Source organism: Thiomonas sp., assembly GCF_034007205.1.
Lineage (GTDB): Bacteria > Pseudomonadota > Gammaproteobacteria > Burkholderiales > Burkholderiaceae_C > Thiomonas.
On record NZ_JAVERI010000003.1, the window covers coordinates 49448 to 71911 of the forward strand.

Below are 22464 nucleotides of genomic sequence, written 5' to 3' on the forward strand. Positions count from 1 at the left end.
TCACCCCAACCCTCTCCCGGAGGGAGAGGGGGCGATCTCACCTCCCCCACTTGCTGGGGGAGGTTGGGAGGGGGAGTGGGTTTGCGCCAACCGCGCCGCCTCACTCCACTTTCTGGTCGATCAGCACCTGGCCCAGCGCATCCCTGAGCTGCACTTCATTCACCCGCAGGTGCAGCGTCTGCGTCTTGGCGTCGGCGCCGAGCACGGTGGCGAAAATGCTCATGTGAAAGTGCTGGTAGTTGGCGATGGCGTCGTTGAGCGTTTTCATCACGGCGGCATCGGTGCAGGCCAGATGGCGGAAGGCCTCGGGGTGGTCGTAGGTGTAGTGGTAGGGCGAGTTGTCGAAGTAGTAGCCTGCGCCGTGGATGAACAGGCGGTTGTCGATGGGGTAATACTTGCCCTGCGGCGCGTAGGCGTCGAGCGCGATGTCATCGACGTCGATGCGCAGCCTGGGGTGCGCCTTGTCGAAGGCGATCATGGCATCGACCTGCTGCTTTTCCTTCGCTGTGGCCTGCACCGGCGCGGGCGGCTGGATCATTTCGGTATTCGGCGTGAGGATGCCGGTGTAGTTCACTGCCTGCCTGGAATACGCATAGACATAGGTCTTGAGCAGCTCGGCGTTGTCGAGCACCACGTAGCCGTCACGCTGCTTGATGGCGTGCACGCCCAGCGCCTGGTCGATGCGCACCCGCGAGGGCGAGCCGGGCAGGTCGGTGAGCGAGGCGCTTTCCAGATTGAGTTGCACCGCCGGGGTGGAGGCGGCTTGGGCTGCTGTCTTGGCCGCAGGTTCGGAGGCCTGCGCGCGGGAACCCATGCTCAGGCCCGGCGTGCAAAGCGCGACCGCCAGCACGGTGAAGGGCGTCAGACGGCGGGAGCGAGACAGTCGGGTATCAGCCATGATGAGGCTCCGGTTGAACGGCGCTGGATGAGGGAACAGGCGCGGCGGGTTCTTCTTCATCTTCCCAGCCGGTGATCATGGCCTTGATGTAAGCCGTGGGCGGGTGCGCGGTGGTGGCCAGATAGACGTGCAGAATGAAGAACAGCAGCATCATGTAAGCGGCCGCAGTGTGGGTGAGCGCCACCCAGTCGAGCTGCAGGCCCAGGGGGGAGAGGCGAATCCAGTCGTAGCTGAAAAACAGCAACAGCAGGCCGCTGGCCCAGATCAGCGGGTTGATCATCAGCTTGAGCCACAGATAGGCGAGGCGCTGCAGCGGGTTGTGTTTGCGAAACGGCACTTTGTGATAGGGGTGGTGTTCGCCGACGAACATGCCATAGGCGTAATAGCGCGCCACCGCCCACAGGCTTTTCGGGCGCAGGTCGGGGATGTAGTTCTTCCACGCGCCGGTGGTGAAGTGCCAGAACACGGCGAAAGTCCACAAGGTCATCAGCAGCCAGGCGGCGTATTCGTGGATGAGCAGGGCGTGCTGGAAGTTGAAGCCGCCGAGGTAGCCGTGAATCTCGAAGCCGGTGAACAGCATGGTGATGATGAGCGCGGCCTGGCTCCAGTGCCAGAAACGCTCGAAGCGGGTGAACAGGTAAACGCGTTGGGTCGTCATGATGTTGTCCTTTCAATGACCGCGGCGGCGCAGCCACAGACCGAAGCGGATGAGGCCGTGCAGCGTCACGCCAGCCAGCGCCAGCGCGGCGGCGGCCAGGCCGATGAGTTCCAGCCAGGAGTTATGGTCTTTGGGGCGATGCGGCATGTACACGCCGTCGATGTTCTGCAGGCGGCCATCGCTGGCGTGGCACTGCATGCACGAGAGCGCCTGCGTCTTGGGCGCGACCATGTGCTCGATCGGCCAGTACATATCGGTCTTGACAAAGCCAAAGTGACCTGAATACGGCAGATGCGCAGCCTTCATGCCGGCGGCGATCGACGTCTGCCAGTCGTAGTTCATGGTGTAGGAATCTTTGTCGAAGCCGAAGGAATGGAACACCGCAAGGATGCCCGTCTTGGTGTCATACGGCTGGTTGTTGCGCATGATCTTGAACGGGAAGATCTTGGACTTGCCGTCGGTCGGGCTGCCTTCGATGGCGTTGAGTTGCACCACGCCGTTGGCGTTCTTGAAGTCCTGCACCTTGTCGCCGACGTTCATCCAGCGTTCCACGCCGTTGAACCAGCGGTACTGCGGCACCACGTTTTCCGCCCACTTGAAGCTGCCTTTCACGCCCCAGTAAGTGTTCCAGCCGTGGCTGTCGTTGATGACCAGCGGCGAACCGTTGGGCGCGAGCTTGCCGGCGGTGGCGTAGTTCCACTGCATCTTGGTCGGCAGGCCGCCGCGGGCGAACTCGGGGATGTGGCAGGTCTCGCAGGCGATGTCGCGGGTGTGCATGTTCAGCGTCGCGGCCTGGATGCGGCTGTTCAGATCGCTGCCCTTGTGCGGCGTCTGCCCGTGGCACGACACGCAGCTTGCCGCCTGCCCGTTGTGCGGGCTGCCGCGCATGAACTGCTGCTGGCCGATCATCATGTCGGTGATGTAGCGCGAGCCGCTGACGTTGTGGTTCTCGGTCTTGTGGCACTCCTGGCAGGTGAAGTTCAGCCCCTGCGGCGACATGTGCACGTCTTCCGCACGCGAGGGGCTGACCAACGAGCTGTCCATGTCGCCATGCTTCACGCCGTCGCCGCCGCCGCCGTAGAAGTGGCACTGGCCGCAGGTGTAGCGCGTGGGCGCGCCCACATGCTGCGCGATATTGGCGAGGTTTTCCGGCTCGACGAAGGGCTTGTCGGTGCCGTACACCTCGCCGCAGCCGGGGCGCACCGCGATTTTTTCCATCGCCGGGTTGCCGCCGATGAACGGAATCTTGTGATAGGTCTTGGTCTGGTCGTGGCACACCAGGCAGTCCACATGATCCTGGCTGCGATGGTCGAAGGGCACGAACTTGTTCGGGTCGGTGCTGCCGTAGCCCACATGGCACACGGTGCAGAACTGCTCGTTGCTGATCGGGCTGACGCAGAAGTTGTTGTAGACGTGGTTCTTGCCTACCAGCGTCTTGGTCTTGGGGTCGTAGGCCTTCCACGTCCAGTGAATCGTGGACATGACCTGCTTGGCCGCATCGGTGTGGCAGCTCAGGCAGGCCTGGGTGACCTGTTCGGGCGAGGTGAACGGCCCCTTGAGCTGCGGAAACTGGCTGTGATCCTGCGGCATCTCCTTGCCGACGCCGCCGTGCTGCACCGTGGGAACCACATGCCAGTCCTGCGCGGCATCGGCGGATTGAACTTTCACCCCGTCCTGCGCCACGAACGTTGCAGCGTCTTGCGCGGCGGCAAACGGGCTGAGCGCCAGCAGGCTGGCGGCAAAGAGAACGGTTTGCGCGGTTCGTGCTGCGCGCACGAATCGGTTTTCTCCGGTATGTCGATGGAAATCCATGGCCCACTCTCGTCTTGTTGGAAGAATGGGCGAGATGCTGCGCCTGTCGTTGCGCCCGGAAATTGACGGGCCGCAAGGCAATCGGGGCGCGATTTTTCTGTATGAATATCGTTTGATCTATACCCACAAAAGAAAAATGGGGATACATCGAACAACAACTGGTTACATGACGGCGAGCCTTCACGTCTGGTGATACTGCTTCCCGCTTTTGCGGGGGGAAGGCAGTTCGAGCCGTGCCGAAGCGTGGTGCCGATGGGGTGTGCGGGGGTATCCTTGAGCGACTGTGGAGACCGCCATGCCCCTGCTCGAACGCGCTCACACCCTGATCGACCGCTTCGCCGATGTGCCGCCACTGGGGCAACTCCGCCGCCAGCGCGCGGAGGCGGCTTTTGCCAACAACACCGACGCCAATCTGTTTCGCGGTCTCTACCCCAGCTTCGACGCCGCGCAGGCCAGCGCGCCGAATACGCGCCCGCTGGGTTACGACAACGCTGATGCGGCCGGCATGTATCTGGAGCGCATCAAGCGCATCTATCCCAGCGACTATCCGGTGATCTTCTGGCTGCAAAAGCTGTTTGCCCAGGGGCAAAGCACGGTGTTCGATCTGGGCGGACACATCGGCATCGGCTACTACGGCTATCAGCGCTACCTCGACTATCCGCCGGGCCTGCGATGGACGGTGAGCGATGTGCCCGCCGTGATGGCGCGCGGCGCCGAGATCGCACGCGAACGCGACTCCACCGGGCGGCTGCACTTCAATGGCGACTTCAGCGGCGCCGACGGCGTGGACGTGCTGCTTGCTCTGGGCGTGCTGCAATACCTTCCCGACACCCTGGCGCAGCGGCTTGCCGCGCTGTCACATCCGCCACGCCACCTCATTCTCAACCTCACCCCGCTGCATGTGCTGGACAACGGCGGGCAGGATTACTTCACCCTGCAGAGCATCGGCACGGCGTTCTGTCCCTACCGCATCGCCGCCTACGCGCCTTTCCTGGAAGGCTTCACGCGGCTGGGCTACCAGATCGTCGACCGCTGGCAAAACCCCGACAAGCACTGCCACATCGCCTTCGAGCCCGAGCATTCACTCGATGGGTATCACGGGTTCTATCTGCGGCGCACATAGATCACCGCAGATGGGTGCGATCCATCAATACTGCCGCCACGAAATGGGGCGGCTCAGGTCGGTCAGGCCGAACTGAACATAGCCATTTCCTGTCCCGCCAGGCCCCCCGCCATGCTGACTCTGCAGGTAGCCTATGTCACCGGACTTCGTCTGCGCGTCGGTGGTAGGCAGAGGTTTGCCCTGACCGACGTACATGTCGAAATTGGTAATGACATTGCCGTTCTGGTCCTTGATGGGCTCGATGGGTTTGCCGCCGGATAGAAAGTCGTAAAAGTCGCTGTAGGCGGCGCCGACCCCGCACTGCGCATCGGCGGGCGGCACATAGACGTGCACTTCCAGCAGCAACTCGCCCTTGGCGGTGTGAAATTGCGGCGCAATGGTGATCTGGCCCTGCGCGTGCAGGGGCATGACGCTGCTGGAGGCTTGTGGGCCGTTGGTCGATGGCAGATAGCCGCTGGTGTTGCTCGCTGCCCAGACCAGCGTGCCCTGCGCCCCGGAGAGCTCATACACGAAGATTTCGGTGCTCGATGTCGCCCACAGATAAGGCACGCCGCCGACTTCGGTGTAGCCGACGAACTGCACCGGAGCAGCGGGCGAATTCGTCGCTGACAGATAGGCGTTGCTCGCGTCGAAGCTGGCCGTGCCGCTGACGTTCAGGCTCCAGATATTGCCCTTTGTGTCGCCGATCCACAGCGTGCCGGTGGAAGGTTCATAGTCCAGCGCGCTGCTGGCGACGAAGGGCAGGACGCCCGAGACCGCAGTGCCGCTGGACGGCTGTCCGGTCGCCACATTGACTTCATAGAGGGTGCTGGTCGTCGTGGTTTGGCCCTGGGCATTGGTGCTGGTGGTGTTGACGACGAACACGGCGTATTGCATGCCGCCGGTCGTGACGATCATCGGCGCCTGCATCTGCGGCGAACTGCCGTCCGGGGTGGCGACGCCCCAGGCCTGCGCGGCGGGCGCAAGCGTGCCAGAGCCGTTCAATCCGAGTTTGAGCGCATAGTGATAGGCCCCGCCCTGGGCTGTGCCGACCACGTAAGTGGCCCAGTTGGACGCGCCGGGGTTGCTGGCGGTGTTCACTGCGTCTGTGGTGGTGAACTGCCCGTCGAAATACTGGCCGGACTGGAAGTTGCTGTAGTTCTTCAGGTATTGCAGGAAGGGCCGCGGCATCCAGCCCCAGTCCATCACGCCGCTCGTGGCGTTGATGCCATACAGGATGCCGTCGTTGCTGGTGAACAGCACCTGCGAACCCCGGTTGTGCTGCGCCTTCATGAAATCGAAATATCCTGGCATGTCGGTGAGGGTGGGATCGTCGGGCGGTGCGAGGTACTGCACGCCGTCATTCGGGCTGAGGCTGCCCACCATCCAGTTGGAAGCCCAGCCGCCCATTTGCCCGTAGTTGCACGTCGTTCCGCTCGGCGGGGTATAGGTGTAGGTGGGATCAATGGTGTAGGCCGCCACCGTGGCATCGTTGGGCAGGCAGGGGTCTGATGCGGGATTGGGCAGGGCGAATGCCGCCACGTCGGCCGCGGCCGTGCTTTGTCCCAGGTCGTACAGGGTGGTGATCGGCCCCGACCCCTGTGTTGCAGCGCTTGGTGTCTGCGCCGTCGAATACAGGGTGTTCTTGCGCAGGGCGCCGGTCATGGGCGGATTGATCGCCGTGCTCGACGGATCGCCCGCGTCCCAGACGGCGTTGCCGCTGATCGTGCCCACCGGGGCGCTGGCCGCGGAGGTGGGTGCGGCCACGGTTTTGAAGGCCTGCAGATGCCCCGCATAGGCGCCGTAATTGGAATTGCTGGTGACCTGGTAAATGAGCGAGCCGCCCGAAACATAACTCGGCGCCACCGGCGCGGCGATATTCATCGAGGCCTGAATCTGTGCGCCGATGGCCTGAATAGCATCATTCAACGCGGCCTGATCGTTGGCCGGGTAGAACTTCTGCGTGTCGCCTGCCAGCGCCAGCGCCTGCAGGAATTTGGCTGCAGTCGGATTGATTCCCGGGTCCACGCCGGCGCCGACGCCGATGACATAGGTTTTGATGCCGTTGGCCTGGAGATTGAGGACCTGCTCGATGGCATCGGTGGCAGCCTGGTCGTTGGATGTGGCGCTGTCATAGGTGCCATCGGCGTTGTAATTCACCGTCACACCAAAGCCATTCGCCACGGGGGTGCCCATCGGCGGCCAGTAATTCCCACTCAAATCTTCGGTTGGCAGGCCATCGGTAATGAGAATGACGTATTTGCCCGCGCAGGAAGATGTGCCGGTTCCGACTTGATCCAGCTTCTGTCCGGAAAATTTCAAGAGCCCGGCGATCGGCGACTGGCCGGCGAGGGATTTCATTTCCGAACCGTAACCGTTGGACGATTCCGGCTGCAATGCGGGTCCAAAGGCGTCGATCACGGCCTGCGTGCTTTGCGGCGTGGGATTCGCGCCCGCGCTGATGAAATTCACCATGGTCGCGCCGATATCCGGAGAGACGCCACTGTAAAAACCCATGCCGCGCTGCACATACCACAGGCTTCCGGCCGAGGGCAGGTAGCCGGAATTGGTCGGGGAAAGATATTTGGCTCCCCCGGTGAATTTACAGGCGTATTGGGAGCAATTATTGGGGTAATTACTCATTTGCCCGTTCGAGGGCACGACGTTCTTGAACGCCACCGAGATATTTCCCTGGTTGTAATCGTTCAGGCTGAAAACGTTCCAGTAGGGGTTGGAGTCACTGATGGGCTGGCCGCCTGCCGTTTCGCCACCGTAAGACATGAAGGTCACAGGCAATTGATACTGTGTGGCCTGTTGGCTGTACAGAATGTCGTTGATGTTGTAATCATCGCCTTCCTGGCCGACGACCAGATATTTGTAATTCGAGATCGTCCATGTTTTTGTTTTTTTGTAGTAATTTGCGATCGGCGTGCAGGCCTGAATCAGGTTCTGATCTCCAGTGGCCGTGTAGTTATAACAAGGGTTGTTGATGGTGTGGTCGGCGCCGACCACGGTGGGCGCCATCCAGTCGTTGGTGAACCAATAAGCCCCCGAACTGGGCGGAAGGTAATAGGCGTAGGTGGTATAGACATTGCCCGTGGTTTCCGAGTAGGTCGTCAGAGCGAAGTTGAATTTGCTGGCGTATTGGGTGACCAAGCTGTGTATGGCCGACTTGACCATATTCATGCGCGAGGGGCCGTTGTCGGCCAGATTGCCGTTGGCGTTGGGCAAGGTGTAGGGTGCCATGCCCGCCGGGGCGCTGCCCGTGCCCATAGGCGGCACGAATCCCCCGGTGATGGGGTAATACTGCGGCGAAGCAGGCGCGCTGCCGGTGGTGAGTGGGGCAACGAGTTGGTTGCCACCATTGAAGGTGTCGTACACCGAGGGGTAGCCGGAGCCGGTCATGATGGCGCCGGAAGTCGTGCCGTCCATGGATTGCGAATTGCCCACGGCAATCACCAGCGAGGCGTCGCTGGCCGTGATGACCGGCGAGACGCAGTGGTTGACCCATTGGCTGCCATTCCACACATAGGAGCCGGTATCGCCCGATGGACAGTTGGGCTGGGGGGGATAGGAAACGCCGCCTCCGCCGCCCCCACCGCCTCCGCCTCCAGAGCCATCTCCGCCGCTACCGCCCGCTGCCAGAGCAATGCCCACAGCAAGGGTGGCGAGTAAAACGCCGCTGAGCAGTTTTTTCCACAGCGGCAGTGTCGTCAAATGGTGCATGGTGCGCATTTCGATCTCCCCCGATTTCGAGCCGTTTCAGACGCAGAGCCTGAACACGGTCTGCGTATTCGCCGAAGTTTTGCCGTTCGGCTCGACGGTATGCAGAAAAATGGCGTAATACTTGGCGGTCAGACTGGGGTTGCCACCGCAGGCAGACAGTCCGCCCGTGGGCTGGTTGGTGGGTACGACCACGGCCTTGACGCTGTAACCCGCGGGCATATTCGGCAGTGCCCAGCAAAACTGGGTGCTGCTGGTGGGGCTGCAACTCGCCCAGTACGCGGGATCGGGCTCGCACCAGCGGGTGTTGCCGCCGCAGGTCAGCGCACTGGCGGGCGGAACAAAAAACCACGGGGCCGTATTGGCGCTCAGGGAGGCGCTTTCGAGCGACTGCGTGCCCTGATTGCTGGCGGTCATGATGTTCTGCTGCATCAGACGCAGCGCAAGATCGCCCATTTGCACGTCCTTCTGGCGCTGCGCCGTGTTGCCGGTCATCACGGTTTGCAGCAGCGTGCCGCGCATCGTGAAGAGCACGCCGAACAGCAGCACCACCAGGGTGATGAGGGTGAGCAGCAGCACATAGCCGCGCTGCGTCTGGGGTGCTGTGCGGCGATGGAGCGGTAAGGTCAGTGCGTCCATAGATGGTTGCGCATGGCGACTTCGGATTCGATGACGGAGAAATGGTTGTGGCTGTATGGCGCGGGCACGGTGTAGGCGGTGAACTGTCCCGGCCCCTGGGCGGGGTTGGGCAGGGCGATCGTCGCCGGCGCGCTATAGGACGGGTCGGATTGAAGCGATTTGGTCACCAGTGCAAACAGCACGCTGCGCACATGGGAGGTGAACCCACCGCTGACCACGGCGGGCCAGGTGAGGTAGTTGGTCACGTTGCCCGTATTGGTTTCGTCCACGCCGAACAGCGCCTGCAGGCTGACCACGCCTGCGGCAACCGGTTCGGGCGGGGCAAGCAGGGCGTCGCTTTGGGCATCGAGCATGGCGCGCATGAGCATCGGGTAGCTGCCACCGCCTGCATTGGCGTAAGGGGCGATGTAGTACACCACCGTCTGCAGGGTGCTGCTGCCCGAAGCGCCGAGATCGGTCAGACGGGACTGGATGAAATCTGCATTGGTCAACGACCCTCCCGCCGGGAGCAGCCCGGCTTGGATCAGCGGGTCGTTGAACGCGGCGTAGGCCGTGTTGGGAAACAGCGCAGAGGTCTTGCTGCCGATATAGGTCGAGGGTGGCGCCGTGCTGGGGCCGATGTTGGCGATGGGCACGCGAAAACAGGCCTGGTGACCGTTCAGATTCATGCGCAGCATCGCCGTGTCGCCGACATGGAGCCCTGAGGTCGAGCCCAGCGGCAGCACGCCGCTGTTCAGCGCGCCCTGGCCGTTTGCAGCCTGAGTCGTGGAGTTTTGCACCACATAGGCCGAGAGGTTGTTGCCGCCCGGAGCCTGCAGCGCGCTGGTCGCGCTGGTGATGAACACCATGTCGGTGAACTGCTGCGCGCTGCCGTAGGCGTTGGGCGAGGGGTTGTTGGTCGGGTAATTGGCGCTGCCCTGCGCCGTGCTCGTGGGCAGGGCCAGCGGCTGCGAGGCGGCGGAAACGGGATATTGCGCGAAGGGGGCGTTGCCGACCGTGCTGTCATAGGCCAGCAGGATGGCGCAGGGCGTCTGTACGCCGTCGAGCATGTAGCCGGCGTTGGACAGATCGGCGCCGATGAGATCGAGCGCGGCGCGGGTCTGGGTATCGCGCTGCATCACGTCGCTCATCTGCACGTTCTGCCTGGTGAGGGAGGACTGCACCGTCAATACGGCCAGCGAGAAGATCAGGCCGATGACCAGCGCCACCATCAGCTCGATGAGGCTCAGGCCCCTCTGATGGTGAGGCACGGTAGGCGGGGAAAGACGGGTGACTGGTGGTTTCATCTCAAAATCCCACCTGATAGTGATAGGTCTGGCTGCGATTGCCATTCCAGGCGAAGCTCAGCGTGACGCCGCACAGTGGGGCATTGGGGTTGCTCACATCGCAGGGGTTGCCCTCGGCGCCGGGGCCGGTGGTGATGGTCACCTTGGCGCCGGGAAGCCACATCGACGGACTGTCGTAGATATTGGCCAGCCAGGGCTGCAGGGCGGCGGGCGCGTTGTTGCTCGCACTGGTGTAAGTGGCGGTGGCGTTTGCGCCGATCTGCGACACCACCTGCGGGCTGGCCTGCAGGATGGCCCAGAACTGGTTGCCGAAGGCTGCGGTGTCCAGCGTTTCCTGATTGGCCGTCTGCGCCGGCACGGCCAGGCTATAAAGCGACGCAATCGACAGCATCCCAAGGCCGAAGATGACGATGGCGACCAGCACACTGATGAGCGACAGGCCGGACTGGGGTGCTGCCGTGCGGGCGCGTGGCGGGAGTTGAAGCATCATGATGCGGTGTTGGCGTTGAGAATCACGCTGCCCGAGGCCAGCACTTGCAGCGTCCAGGTCTGCCCTTTCGCCGCAGTGACCGTGATGGTGGGGGCTGCATCGATGAAGCCCTGACTGTTGAAGGTCAGCGTTTGCGAGTTGCCGCCGGTTGTGGTGCAGCTCACGTTTGGATAAGTAGCGGCGAGTTGGGCGGGCGTCATCGAATGCTCAGCGCTTATCGCGCCGCCCACGCTGGTGCTCCAAGTGCAGGTGTTTCCTCCAAGAGTGATGGTCACGGGTTGCTGCGTCGTCACCGCCTGATTGCGCGCCCAGGCCAAGTCTTGCGGAAACTTGTTGACGAGTACCGAGGTCTTGCCGGAATCGACCATGCTCACCAGATTGGGCACGACCAGCAGGCCGAGCAGGGCGGCGATGGCGATGGTCACCATCATTTCGATGAGGGTGAAGCCGCGAATGCAACGGTCTGCGCGGCGCATGTCAGCAGTCTCCAGACTGGTCTCTGGCCCAGCATGTATCTGGGTTAGGTTTTGACCATCCTGTTGGCGTATTCGTTGTCGACTTCGCTCCGCTTTGATCGATGGTGTAGGTCATGGCCCCGCCGGAGGTCAATGAGGGGTCGGTCGCTGTGGCTGTCAGCGTGAAAAGAGTTGGCGTGCTCGTTGAAACGGTGCACGTGAAGCTGAAATATTTGCCCGTGGGTAGATTGGCCGTCGCGCATGGCCAAGGGTCTGGGGAACTGGCACTGGTCACATCGGCATAGGTCCGGTTGTCCTGGTAATACTGCTGCATGGCCACGCTCATGCTGGAGAGGTTCGAGAACGCCTCGGTCAGCTTGCTGCGCGTGACATATTGGTTGTAGGCCGGAATGGCGATGGCCGACAGAATGGCGATGACGGCGACGACGATCATCAGCTCGATCAGGGTGAAACCGCGGTTGCGCTGCATGGATGGACTCTCCTTGAGCGCATTGTGGTTTTGGCCCGTGCAAACCGCAGGTGTGAGCCGACGAACGGTGTGTTTTGGGCGACGAACGGTCGAATTTTTCCAACTTTTACCGCTTGTACATTTCGAAACCAAGTTCATGCCCGGTCGAGGGATGGAAGTTTTCCAGGCGCTTGACATGCGGGGCGGCCGTCGTCGGGTTCTGTCGGTCGACCCTTGAAACCCGAAAGTCCGTCCCTATAATTAGCACTCGTTGAAGGTGAGTGCTAACAGAGACATCATCGCTCTGTCATGTGAGCGCCTTCAAAATGGGATTCAGGCCGCAGGAGCCGGGCTTCGTCCGGTGGGCGGTTTGTCATCGGGCTTCGCGCAGGGGCCTGGTTTTCAACCTTCGGTTTTCAACACACCTCAGGAGATTTGCATGAAATTGCGTCCTCTGCATGACCGTGTCGTGGTCAAGCGTATTGAGCAAGAAACCACTACCGCTTCGGGCATCGTGATCCCCGGCAGCGCGGCAGAGAAGCCGGATCAGGGCGAAGTGCTGGCCGTCGGTCCGGGTAAGTATGACGACCAGGGCAAGCTGGTGGCCATGGCGGTGAAAGTGGGCGACCGCGTGCTGTTCGGCAAGTACGCCGGCCAGACCGTCAAGGTCGATGGCGACGAGTTGATGGTCATGCGCGAAGACGACCTGATGGCCGTCATCGAAAAGTAATTCGCGTGACCTGAATCCATTTCGCTTCAACTGATATTTACGGAGAAATTCAATGGCTGCAAAAGACGTGATTTTCGGCGCGGACGCCCGCGCCCGCATGGTCGAGGGCGTGAACATCCTGGCCAACGCGGTCAAGACGACGCTGGGCCCGAAGGGCCGCAACGTGGTGCTCGAACGCTCCTTCGGCGCCCCCACCGTGACCAAGGACGGCGTGTCCGTGGCCAAGGAAATCGAGCTCAAGGACAAGCTGCAGAACATGGGCGCGCAGATGGTCAAGGAAGTCGCTTCCAAGACCAGCGACAACGCCGGTGACGGCACCACCACCGCGACCGTGCTGGCCCAGGCCATCGTGCGCGAAGGCATGAAGTATGTGGCCGCCGGCATGAACCCGATGGATCTCAAGCGCGGCATCGACAAATCGGTCACCGCGCTGGTCGAGGAACTGAAGAAGGCCTCCAAGCCCTGCTCCAACAGCAAGGAAATTGCCCAGGTCGGCTCGATCTCGGCCAACAGCGACGAGCAGGTCGGTCAGATCATCGCCGAAGCGATGGACAAGGTTGGCAAGGAAGGCGTGATCACCGTCGAAGACGGCAAGAGCCTGCAAAACGAGCTCGAGGTCGTCGAAGGCATGCAGTTCGACCGCGGCTATCTGTCGCCCTACTTCATCAACAATCAGGACAAGCAAGTCGCCGTTCTGGAGAATCCTTACGTGCTGCTGCACGACAAGAAGATCTCCAACATCCGCGACCTGCTGCCCGCGCTGGAGCAGGTGGCCAAGTCCAGCCGTCCGCTGCTGATCATTGCTGAAGACGTGGAAGGCGAGGCGCTGGCCACGCTGGTGGTCAACAGCATCCGCGGCATCCTCAAGACCGTGGCCGTCAAGGCGCCGGGCTTTGGCGACCGTCGCAAGGCCATGCTGGAGGACATCGCCATCCTGACCGGCGGCAAGGTCATCGCCGAGGAAGTCGGGCTGACGCTGGAGAAGGTTGCGCTGGGCGATCTGGGCCAGGCCAAGCGCATCGAAGTGGGCAAGGAAAACACCATCATCATCGATGGCGCTGGCGCTGCCGCCGACATCGAGGCCCGCGTCAAGCAGATTCGCATCCAGATCGAGGAAGCCACCTCCGACTACGACCGCGAAAAGCTGCAGGAGCGCGTGGCCAAGCTGGCTGGCGGCGTGGCCGTCATCAAGGTGGGCGCAGCCACTGAAGTGGAAATGAAGGAGAAGAAGGCCCGCGTCGAAGACGCCCTGCACGCCACCCGTGCCGCAGTGGAAGAAGGCATCGTGGCCGGTGGCGGCGTGGCGCTGCTGCGCGCCAAGCAGTCCGTGGCGGGCAGCGTCAAGGGCGCCAACCCCGACCAGGAAGCCGGCATCAAGCTGGTGATGCGCGCCGTCGAAGAGCCGCTGCGCCAGATCGTCGCCAATGCCGGTGACGAGCCCAGCGTGGTCGTGGCCAAGGTGCTCGAAGGCAAGGGCAACTTCGGCTTCAACGCCGCCAATGGCGAGTACGGCGACATGATCGAGATGGGCATTCTCGACCCGACCAAGGTCACCCGCACGGCGCTGCAGAACGCCGCCTCCGTGGCCGGCCTGATGCTGACCACCGAGTGCATGGTGGCCGAGGCGCCGAAGGAAGAAGCCGCACCCGCCATGCCCGGCGGCGGCATGGGCGGCATGGGCATGGACATGTAAGTCCGGGCCTGTCGTCTGCTTCACATCCGGCCCGATGCGCACATGCATCGGGCTTTTGCAAGGCCTGCCCTCCGCAAGGAAGGCAGGCTTTTTGTTTTTGTGTTGTCATCGAAAACGCAGGAAACCGCCAGCGTCCTCGCTCGTGAAGTGTTTCATGCTTGATGGAACAAATAAAAACAAAAACGATGGATTTGGGGTTGGGGCAAGGCGCAATCCCCAGCGATACCCGCAGGTATCGCGCGGATTTGCAACGCCGCCCCGGCGCCAAAGACGCGTTTTTATGTTCCAGATAGCGTGAAACACTGCACTAAGATCAGGGCCATTTCGATCTGGGGGGGACCATGCCACGTTTTTGTACCCAATGCGGCGCGCAGAACCAGGACGACGCCAGGTTTTGCCGACAGTGCGGCGCGCCACTGCCGACAATGCCCCAGCCGGCGCCGCCTCCGGATGCGGCGGCTGCCGATCATCGAGACGAGGCGCAGCAGCAAACCGAGGAAGCGGCGCAACTTCAGGCGCAGCAGGAGCGCTTGCAGCGCGAGAGCGAGCGCCTTGCCGCCACAGCCAGGTTGGAAGAAGAAATCCGTGCCCGTGCGCAGGCGGCGCGCGCAGCTCCACCGCAACGCAGCGCCTGGCCCGATAAATCGCCTCGCTCCGGGCACGACCAGGGCGCCCAGCAGCCGGTGAAGGGCAGCAACGCCTTTCTCATCGGCGGCATCGCCACCGGGGTGATCGCGCTGCTGCTGATCGGCGGCGGCGGGCTGTGGTGGTCGGTGCAACATCCCCCATCAGACAACACGGGAACTTCTGCGGGGGCGAGCGCTGCGGCATTCGCTGCGTCGGCTCCGGTTCAGCCATCTGCTGCGAGTGCAGCGCACGCTGCGCAGACCACGCCTGCGTCGGCCCCGTTGTCTTCGTCCGCGCAGCAGGCCGAGCCCGTCACGCCGCCTGCTGCGGTTGCGCCCAAGCCCGAGCCTGTCGTGCGCAAGCCAAGTGCGGCGACGCCCCTTCCGGCGGCGCCGCAACGTCAGGCGCAGCCGGAGACCTTTGCTCCCGTGGCCGTGCCCGCGCGTCCTGTCGCGCCCAAGTCTTCGACAGCACCGCCCCAGCCGACTCAAGCCCCCGCGCCCGCCGCGGAGCCTGCGCCTCATGCTGAGCCGCCCAAGCCGATAGGACGGGTCCAAGCCCTGCGCGCCGCGCTCGCGGCCTGTCAGACCAAGGGCAACTTTTTCACCCAGCAGATCTGCATCCAGGAAGCGCGCTGGAAGTACTGCGGCGCGCCGCTGTCGCCCGATCCGCTGTGGGGCAAGATTCCCGAGTGCCCCAATTCGTCGTCAGAGCAAAACAATCCATAGTCACAATGGATGGCTGTCGGCGCCTGTCGCGCATCTCGCATCTCGCATCTCATATCCATCCCGGGAGGACCTCATGACCGTGAAAACCACCAACAACCTCGGCGTGCTGCTGCGCAGCTACGAGGCGCTGTACAACTGGCGCGCGCTGGCCATGCTGGCCGGCAGCTTCGTGCTCGGCGGGCTGGCCATCAGCGGCGGCGCGGCTGCCGGAATGAGTTCGGGCAGTGCTGCAGTGTCCCTGCTGATGGGTCTGCTGGGCGCGATCATTATCGTTGTGGGCATGAATGCCAGCGGGCTGATGCTGGTCGATCAGGCGTATGACCAGCCGATTCGCGGTTTCGCCCCGGCGTTTCTGGGCGGGGTGCAGGCCGCGCTCTACGTCATCGGGCTGCTGATTCTGCTCGGACTGGGGTTTGCCGTGATTCTGCTGGCGGCTTACCTGCTGTCCTTGTTCGGTCGCATTCCGGGCGTGGGCGGTCTGTTCGGCTTTGTTCTCGGCGGGCCCTTGGTCGTGGTGGTGGCGCTGGCCTACGCCGTGCTGCTGCTCGCCGGGCCGCTGATGATCGCGGCGGTCTGGCATGGCGAGGGCTTCATCGCCAGCCTGACCCGCGCCGTGGGCATCGTCACGCAAAGGCCGCTGGAGGTGTTCATGCACTTTCTCGTCCTGGGGCTGCTGGTGTTCCCGGCCGTGGCCTTCATCTTTGCCGTGGTGTTCGTCGGCAGCATGTTCGTGAGCGGTTTTTTTGCCGCGGGCGGCTTTGGCGGCATGGGCATGGGCGGCTTCGGCGGGTATGGCGGATTCGGCGGCATGCGCGGCATGGAGGGCTTGGCGCTGGGCGGTGCGGGCATGGGCGGCGCGGGCCTGTCGATCGGCCTGGTGTGGTTTCTTGCCTGGTCGGTGGTGAGCCTGATTTATGTGCTGGGCATGATTTTCGTGTACCGCGCCGTGGGTGAAGGCGTGGAGTCGGCAGGTTCCGATCTGGTCGGGCAGAAGCTGGCCCAGTTCAAACAGAAGCTCGACGACTACAAGCCGCGCCCGGCGCCGGCTGCGCCGCCCGCGGCCAAACCTTCGCCGCCCCCGCAGGAGACGCCGCAAGAGACGCCGCAAGAGACGCCTTCTGCTCCGCCTCAAGCGGCGCAGATGCATTGCCCGGCCTGCGGCGCCGCTGTGCAGCCTGACGATGCGTTTTGCGGCAGTTGCGGCCACAAGCTGAGGTAAGCGATCGTGGCGCGCTTTTGTACTCGATGCGGCACGAAAAACGAGGACGACGCCCGGTTTTGCGGGAACTGCGGCGCACCGCTGGAAAGGCCCGCAGCGCCGACGACCCCGCCCGCTCAGGCCGTAGCGCCTGTGCCTGCAGCGGTCACGGCGGGGCCGACGGGCAGGAGTCAACGGCACATCGGGCTCCTCGTACTGAGCGGCATGACGGTGCTGCTCATGGCCGTTGCCGCTCTGGCCTGGATGGTGTTTGCCCGCAGCAGCGGCCCCACCGATGCTCAGCTTCGACGGGCTGCGAACGGCTGGCTGCAGCAGCACCAGGCCGATCTGCTGAACGCCGACGCCTGCGTGCGCGACTTCAATTACGCCGCCAATCCGGTGTTCGTCAACGGATTCGACCAAGCCACGCGCAACTGGCTCGATGCGCTCGTGAAAGTGGGAATCTACGCCGCGCCGCAGCAGGTGCAAAACGGGTTCATGCCGCAGTGGAAATACGCCTACGGTCCGCAGGCCGCGACTTATATCCGCGACGGCGCGCTTTGTGCGGCCAGCGGAATGAGCGTGGAAAAAGTGGCTCTGCTCCAGCCGGGAAGCGCCGCCTGGTCGCAGCAGTTCGCCTCCGGTGTGAAGCTGCCCGAAGACTGGGCGGCGGCGCAGGTTCGACTGCAGTGGACGGGTCTTGCGCCCTGGGTCGGCCAGCAGCCGGTGTCGGAGCAGTTTCCCAATCTGTCGGCTGCGCTGCATCAGACCTTGTTGCTGCACAAAACCGCACAGGGCTGGGTGCTGCCTGCTCCAGCCGATGAACTCGCCATGCGTGCCCAGCTCGGTGCGCAGACGGTGGGCGGCGAAATCACCCAGGCCGCGCAGCAGTTCGCCAACGGGCTTGCCGCCGCGGCCTCGCCGGGCGCGGGCAGCCCGAATGCACAGGCCGCAACGCAGACATCGTCCGGGTCAGGCTGGCTCGACTGGCTGAAAAACCTGTTCGGCCTTGGCGATCCGGCGCAGCGTGTGCCCGAGTGGTTTTACCGCGATGTGGCGCAGGGTCATTTCGATCGGGCCTACGGGTTGCTCGGGCCGCAGTTTCAGATTTTCGGCCCGGACAAAATGAAGGCGTATCTGGCGCATGAACAGAAAAAGATCGAATCCGAAGGCGGATTGCGCAGCATCACCGCGGGGAGTGCGACCGATGCGGGCGATCAGAAGCAGGTGCGCTACACCTTGCATTTCGGCAACGGCAGCCAGAGAACCGAGACCATGACCCTGGGCAAGGTGGATGGAAAGTGGCGCATCCTCGAAGTCAAGGGGTGATCGACCGACCCGTCGGCGCGGGTGTCGGCGCATTGCCGCGCCGCGGCTTTCTGCGGTATGGCGCTGCTGTGGGGGCTGCTCTGGCCGCGACCGCGGCAGGGTTGTCGGCAGGCCATGTCTGCGCTGCGCCACGCTGGCGTGTGATCGATGCGGCGCTGCGTGCGGGCGATTTGTTGTTTCGCCGCACCGTCAGTCTGGAGGGGGTGGCCGTGAGTGCGCTGGATGCGGCCGGGCGTTTCAGCCATGTCGGACTCGTCGCCGGGCACGATGCGCAGGGACTGGCTCGGGTGGTGCATGCCTGTCCGCCGGAATATCCGGGCGAAACGGGGGTGCGCGAGGCCACGGCGCAAGACTTCGTCGGCGCTGCCGATGTGCGCGACGCCGCAGCCGCCCGCTTGCCTGTCGATGCGGCACAGGCGCGGGCTGTCGCGCAGTGGGCGCTGCGTCATGTCGGTTGGGATTTCAATGACCGGTTTGCCCTGCAGTCGCCGCATGCCCTGTACTGCACCGAACTGGTCTGGGCCGCGCTGCGCGCGCAGCACTTGCCGCAGCCGGCGCTCGCCCGTTGGAACACGCCTCTGGGCGTGCTCGATGTGGTCACCCTGTCGGCCCTGCTGGCGCTGCCGGGCTTGCGTTTTTTGCCGCAGGCGGTGCAGCGTGAAGCGTGATGCCGTGGATCGGCGTGCGGCTTTGCAGCGCGGCATCGCTTCCGAAATCGCATGACCCAGGTTCTGCACTGCAAGTCGATTCGCAGCCTGGCGATGGCGTGTCTGGCCGGGGCGGTGCTTGCTGTCGCCACGGGGTCGCTGCCTGCCGATGCGTCGCAACAGCCTGCCACGGCCGCATCCATACCCACCGCCGCACCCGGCAAGACCTGCCTCGTGCTCTCGGGCGGCGGGGCGCGCGGGCTGGCGCATATCGGCGCGCTCGAAGCCTTGCAGCAATTGCATGTGCCGATCGACTGCATCGCCGGCACCAGCATGGGGGCGATCATCGGCGGGCTGTATGCGGAGGGCGTGTCGGTCAGCGTGCTGCGCAGCCAGGTCTCGGGGATGGACTGGGCCAGCGTGCTCTCCAGCCGCCCGGCGCGGGCCGGGCTGAATTTCAGCCGCAAACAGGACGACGAGCGCATGCCCGGCGGCATCGTGTTCGGGCTGAGCGATCACGCGCAGGTGCAGTTTCCCAACGCCGCGGTGAACACCACCCAGCTCGAGCAGGTGCTGACCAACCTCACCCTGCCCGCGATTCCCGTGCGCGATTTCAACGACCTGCCGATTCCCTTCCGCGCCGTGGCGACGAATATGGTCACGGGGCAGAAGGTCATCCTGCAGCAGGGGGTGCTGGCGACGGCGCTGCGCGCGAGCATGTCGGTGCCGGGGGTGTTTCCGCCGACCGAGGTCGGCGGCGACTTGCTGGGCGACGGCGGGCTGGTGGACAACCTGCCGGTGGACGTGGCGCGCGACATGGGGGCGCAGCATGTGGTGGCGATCAATATCGGCACGCCGCTGGCTTCGCGCGAGTCGCTGGCCAACATCGTCGGGCTGACCTCGCAGATGATCAACATCCTGATCGAGCAGAACATCCGCGCGCAGATCGCCACCCTCAAGCCCGGCGACGTGCTGATTTCGCCCGATCTGGGCGACCTGTCCGCCATCGATTTTCTGGCGGGCGACCGCGCCATCCAGATCGGCTATGAAGCGGTGATGGCCGCCCGCGCGCAACTCGCGCCGCTGGCCCTGCCGCCGGCGCAATATGCGCAGTGGCGCGACGCTTACGCGCTCCGGGCGCAGTCGCTGGTGGCGCAATTGCAGTTCAACGCGCCGCTGGCCGGGGTGAAGGTCAGCGGGATGTCGCCGGGCATCGATCGGACGCTGCAGGCGCGGCTGGAACAAAAGCCCGGCGAGCCGCTGCATTTCGACAAGGTGCGCAACGATGTCGATCGATTGTTCGGCAGCGGCGATTTTTCGCGGGTCGATTACCGCCTGGTCTCCGGGCGGCGCGGGCAGGTGCTCGAATACCGCGTGCAGGACAAGCCCTGGGGTCCCAACTACCTGCGCTTTGGCCTCGGGCTCTATACCGATCTGCGCAATCAGTCGCGGTTCTCGCTGCAGCTCTCGCAGCGGCGGCCCTGGCTCAACAGCCTCGGCGGGGAGTGGCGCAACGATCTGCAGATCGGCTGGCGCAACCGCTGGATGTCCGAGCTGTACCAGCCGCTCACGCGCCGCGGCTGGCCGTTCGTCGCGCCGTATCTCGATCTGGACTCGCGGCCGGTCGATGTCTATTCCGGCAACGATCCCATCCTGCGCTACCGCCTCACCACCGAGCGTGTGGGCCTCGATCTGGGCGTGCCGCTGGGCGATTACGGCGAATTGCGCGCTGGTTTGAGCCGGGCAAACATTTACGGCACATACCTGCTCGGCACGCCACCGCTGAAGGACAGCGCCGTGCTGCGCGAAGGCGGCATGCGGCTGCTGGTGCTGGCCGACCGGCTCGACCATGCCTACTTTCCCCGCAGCGGCTGGCGCGGACGGGCCGAGGCGTTTTTCGCCCGCACGACGCTGGGCAGCGACGCGAATTACGACCGCATCGACGTCTCCGGGCAGGATGTGGTCAGTTTCGGCCGACATACCGTGGAGGTCGCCGCCCGCGCAGCGAGCTTTCGCGACCGCGCCGGGCTGAACCTCGACTATTTCTCGCTCGGCGGCTTCGACGCCCTGGGCGGCTACCGCGAGGGACAGCTCATCGGCAACTACCTGATCTACGGCCGCATCGGCTATCGCTACGAACTGGTCACGCCGGGACTGTTCGGCGGCGCTTCCTACCTCGGTCTGGCCTACGAGCGGGGCAACACCTGGACGCTGCGCTCGCAGGTCAACCTGAGCGATCTGCGCTCGAGCACCAGCGTGTATCTCGGCACCGATACGCCGCTGGGCCCAGTGTATTTCGGCCTGGGCAAGGCGCCGGGGCAGAAGGTCAACTTCTACCTCACTCTGGGGCGTCCGTGAGGTCGTTTGTCGGCTCGGACTCCGGGCCGGATGCCGAGCCCACCGCGGGCCCCGCGGCGTCCTCCAGCCAGCTTTCGATGAGCTGCGAGGCCGATTCGATTCCCGACAGCCTGGTGGCCGAAAACAGTTGCAGCGAAATCGGCGCCGTCATGCCCACCGCCTGCGCCTGCTGCGCGAGTTGGTCGCGTGCCGCCTGCGCCGCCCGCTGCCCTTCCTGGCGGTTGAGCTTGTCGGCCTTGGTCAGCAGCACATGCAGCGGCACGCTGGCCGGGGCCATGAAAGCGAGCAGGCTCAGGTCGGTTTCGGTCAGCCCCAGGCGCGAATCCGCCAGCAGGATCAGCCCGACCAGCGGCCCGCGTTCGGCCAGATACTGCGCCAGAAACATCTGCCAGCGCTTTTTATCCGTCTTGGCCACCGCGGCGTAGCCATAGCCCGGCAGATCGACCAGCAGGCCGCTGGGCTGGTCTTTCGGGCCGACGGCGAAAAAATTGATGTGCTGGGTACGGCCGGGCGTCTTGGAGGCAAAGGCGAGCTGCCGCTGCTGGCACAGGGTGTTGATCGCGGTGGATTTGCCGGCGTTCGACCGTCCGACAAAGGCGATTTCCGGCAGCCCGGTGACGGGCAGGTTGTCCATCGCGGAACTCGTCACCAGAAAACGCGCGCTGTGCAGCAGGGGGCTGAACCGCACCTGCGGGGGGGTCGATCTGCTGGAATTCCCTATATTCGCCATGACTTATGTATCGGTAGGATGCGCCATCTCGTGCAAACGGGTTGGCCGGGTGCAGCAAAGGGCTGCGCTCGCGCCACAGTCCGAGCCGCGCGGCGCAGTGCATTGTCGCTGTTTGCCATGGTTTGTCGGTCCCGGGCGAATATTTCTGATGGATCGCTTTCATGCCCACCCCTTTGGTTGCAGTGCGCGTTGCCCTGACTCTCGCCGGCCTGACGCTGGCTTGTGCCCCATCATGGAGCGCTCAAAGCCCGGCGGCTGCGGCGTCCAGCGTCAGCGAAACCTCCTTTGCTGTGCCGATCGCGGCGCAGCTTCAGGCCGGGGCCAAGGTGGCGCAGACCTGCGCGGCCTGCCACGGACTCGACGGCAACGCGACATCGACCGAATTCCCCAAACTGGCCGGGCAGCACGTCGACTATCTGATCAAGCAATTGCACGACTATCGCATCGCCAAGGGAGCCAGCCACCCGGCTCGGGTCAACGCCATCATGAATGGCATGGCCGCGACGCTGACCGATGCACAAATCCGCGATGTCGCGCTGTATTACAGTCGCCAGACCTTCAGGCCGGGGGTGGCGTTCGCCGACAAGAAGGAGATCAAACTCGGCCAGTCGATCTGGATGGCCGGCATCCCCGATCGCGCCGTGCCGGCCTGCGCCGCCTGCCACGGACCGAGCGGCGAAGGCATGCCCTCGCGCTATCCCCGCATCGGTGGGCAATGGCAGGGCTATCTCGAAACCGAGTTGCAGATGTTCCGCAACGACCGCCGCACCAACAGCCCGGAAATGCACGATATCGCCTCACGCATGACCGACAGGCAGATCAGCGCCGTGGCGGACTTTGCGGCCGGACTGCGCGCCTGGTCCGAACGGTCGCGCTGAATCTTGTGCGCGGC

Annotated in this window: 20 protein-coding genes and 1 pseudogene; 11 read left to right on the plus strand and 10 right to left on the minus strand. The window is 64.0% G+C overall.

The window, feature by feature from the left end; translation table 11 throughout:
* Window positions 1–100: 100 nt before the first annotated feature.
* Genes RBR52_RS03265 through RBR52_RS03275 form a run of 3 tightly spaced genes read right to left on the minus strand, consistent with a single transcriptional unit; the run spans window position 101 to window position 3368 of the window.
* A complete protein-coding gene (locus RBR52_RS03265) occupies window positions 101–898 on the minus strand; it encodes a hypothetical protein (RefSeq protein ID WP_320375755.1) in 798 nt (265 codons plus the stop codon).
* The gene (locus RBR52_RS03270; protein WP_320375756.1) at window positions 891–1556 is read right to left on the minus strand and encodes a cytochrome b/b6 domain-containing protein; all 666 of its coding nucleotides are present in this window, start codon (window positions 1554–1556) and stop codon (window positions 891–893) included. Before RBR52_RS03270 ends, RBR52_RS03265 begins: the two co-directional genes overlap by 8 nt.
* Before the next feature lie 12 nt (window positions 1557–1568).
* Complete coding sequence (locus RBR52_RS03275; protein WP_320375757.1) at window positions 1569–3368, minus strand: tetrathionate reductase family octaheme c-type cytochrome; 1800 nt, start codon at window positions 3366–3368, stop codon at window positions 1569–1571.
* On the opposite strand from RBR52_RS03275, the gene RBR52_RS03280 reads away from it, so the two are divergent.
* Both RBR52_RS03280 and RBR52_RS03285 read left to right on the plus strand, forming a co-directional pair.
* The gene (locus RBR52_RS03280) at window positions 3367–3561 is read left to right on the plus strand and encodes a hypothetical protein (protein ID WP_320375758.1); all 195 of its coding nucleotides are present in this window, start codon (window positions 3367–3369) and stop codon (window positions 3559–3561) included. The genes RBR52_RS03275 and RBR52_RS03280 overlap by 2 nt on opposite strands.
* A gap of 102 nt (window positions 3562–3663) precedes the next feature.
* Entirely contained in the window at window positions 3664–4491 is an 828-nt protein-coding gene (locus tag RBR52_RS03285; RefSeq protein ID WP_320375759.1) for a TIGR04325 family methyltransferase, read from the plus strand.
* A gap of 24 nt (window positions 4492–4515) precedes the next feature.
* On the opposite strand, the gene RBR52_RS03290 is transcribed toward RBR52_RS03285, so the two are convergent.
* Genes RBR52_RS03290 through RBR52_RS03315 form a run of 6 tightly spaced genes read right to left on the minus strand, consistent with a single transcriptional unit; the run spans window position 4516 to window position 11553 of the window.
* Complete coding sequence (locus RBR52_RS03290) at window positions 4516–8196, minus strand: hypothetical protein (protein ID WP_320375760.1); 3681 nt, start codon at window positions 8194–8196, stop codon at window positions 4516–4518.
* A 36-nt stretch (window positions 8197–8232) separates the two neighbouring features.
* Window positions 8233–8832, minus strand: a complete 600-nt coding sequence (locus RBR52_RS03295; RefSeq protein WP_320375761.1) for a hypothetical protein — start codon at window positions 8830–8832, stop codon at window positions 8233–8235.
* The gene (locus tag RBR52_RS03300) at window positions 8820–10118 is read right to left on the minus strand and encodes a PilW family protein (protein ID WP_320375762.1); all 1299 of its coding nucleotides are present in this window, start codon (window positions 10116–10118) and stop codon (window positions 8820–8822) included. The genes RBR52_RS03295 and RBR52_RS03300 overlap by 13 nt, the downstream gene beginning before the upstream one ends.
* Before the next feature lies 1 nt (window position 10119).
* Window positions 10120–10608, minus strand: a complete 489-nt coding sequence (locus RBR52_RS03305; RefSeq protein WP_320375763.1) for a prepilin-type N-terminal cleavage/methylation domain-containing protein — start codon at window positions 10606–10608, stop codon at window positions 10120–10122.
* A complete protein-coding gene (locus RBR52_RS03310; RefSeq protein ID WP_320375764.1) occupies window positions 10605–11084 on the minus strand; it encodes a GspH/FimT family pseudopilin in 480 nt (159 codons plus the stop codon). The genes RBR52_RS03305 and RBR52_RS03310 overlap by 4 nt, the downstream gene beginning before the upstream one ends.
* A gap of 1 nt (window position 11085) precedes the next feature.
* Entirely contained in the window at window positions 11086–11553 is a 468-nt protein-coding gene (locus RBR52_RS03315) for a type IV pilin protein (RefSeq protein WP_320375765.1), read from the minus strand.
* Window positions 11554–11971: 418 nt separating this feature from the next.
* Between RBR52_RS03315 and RBR52_RS03320 the strand changes: the two genes are divergently transcribed.
* The 8 genes and pseudogenes from RBR52_RS03320 (at window position 11972) to RBR52_RS03350 (ending at window position 20842) form a co-directional block, all read left to right on the plus strand.
* A complete protein-coding gene (locus RBR52_RS03320; protein ID WP_320375766.1) occupies window positions 11972–12262 on the plus strand; it encodes a co-chaperone GroES in 291 nt (96 codons plus the stop codon).
* Between the two features lie 52 nt (window positions 12263–12314).
* Entirely contained in the window at window positions 12315–13955 is a 1641-nt protein-coding gene (gene groL, locus RBR52_RS03325) for a chaperonin GroEL (protein WP_320375767.1), read from the plus strand.
* Window positions 13956–14296: 341 nt separating this feature from the next.
* Entirely contained in the window at window positions 14297–15310 is a 1014-nt protein-coding gene (locus RBR52_RS03330; protein WP_320375768.1) for a zinc ribbon domain-containing protein, read from the plus strand.
* Window positions 15311–15383: 73 nt separating this feature from the next.
* Window positions 15384–16529: a zinc ribbon domain-containing protein gene (locus RBR52_RS03335; RefSeq protein WP_320375769.1), complete on the plus strand. Its 1146-nt coding sequence runs from the start codon at window positions 15384–15386 to the stop codon at window positions 16527–16529.
* 6 nt (window positions 16530–16535) lie between these two features.
* Window positions 16536–16607: pseudogene (locus tag RBR52_RS15410) on the plus strand (zinc-ribbon domain-containing protein); the annotation flags it as partial.
* A gap of 126 nt (window positions 16608–16733) precedes the next feature.
* On the plus strand, window positions 16734–17837 hold the full coding sequence (locus RBR52_RS03340) for a DUF4878 domain-containing protein (RefSeq protein ID WP_320375770.1): 1104 nt from the start codon (window positions 16734–16736) through the stop codon (window positions 17835–17837).
* Window positions 17834–18505: a YiiX/YebB-like N1pC/P60 family cysteine hydrolase gene (locus RBR52_RS03345; protein ID WP_320375771.1), complete on the plus strand. Its 672-nt coding sequence runs from the start codon at window positions 17834–17836 to the stop codon at window positions 18503–18505. Before RBR52_RS03340 ends, RBR52_RS03345 begins: the two co-directional genes overlap by 4 nt.
* A gap of 51 nt (window positions 18506–18556) precedes the next feature.
* On the plus strand, window positions 18557–20842 hold the full coding sequence (locus tag RBR52_RS03350; RefSeq protein ID WP_320375772.1) for a patatin-like phospholipase family protein: 2286 nt from the start codon (window positions 18557–18559) through the stop codon (window positions 20840–20842).
* Here RBR52_RS03350 and yihA read toward each other — a convergent pair.
* Window positions 20823–21572 carry a ribosome biogenesis GTP-binding protein YihA/YsxC gene (gene yihA, locus RBR52_RS03355; RefSeq protein WP_320375773.1) on the minus strand — a complete coding sequence of 250 codons (750 nt, stop codon included), beginning with the start codon at window positions 21570–21572 and terminating at the stop codon, window positions 20823–20825. The genes RBR52_RS03350 and yihA overlap by 20 nt on opposite strands.
* Before the next feature lie 161 nt (window positions 21573–21733).
* On the opposite strand from yihA, the gene RBR52_RS03360 reads away from it, so the two are divergent.
* Complete coding sequence (locus RBR52_RS03360; protein ID WP_320375774.1) at window positions 21734–22450, plus strand: c-type cytochrome; 717 nt, start codon at window positions 21734–21736, stop codon at window positions 22448–22450.
* The last annotated feature ends 14 nt before the right edge of the window (window positions 22451–22464 follow it).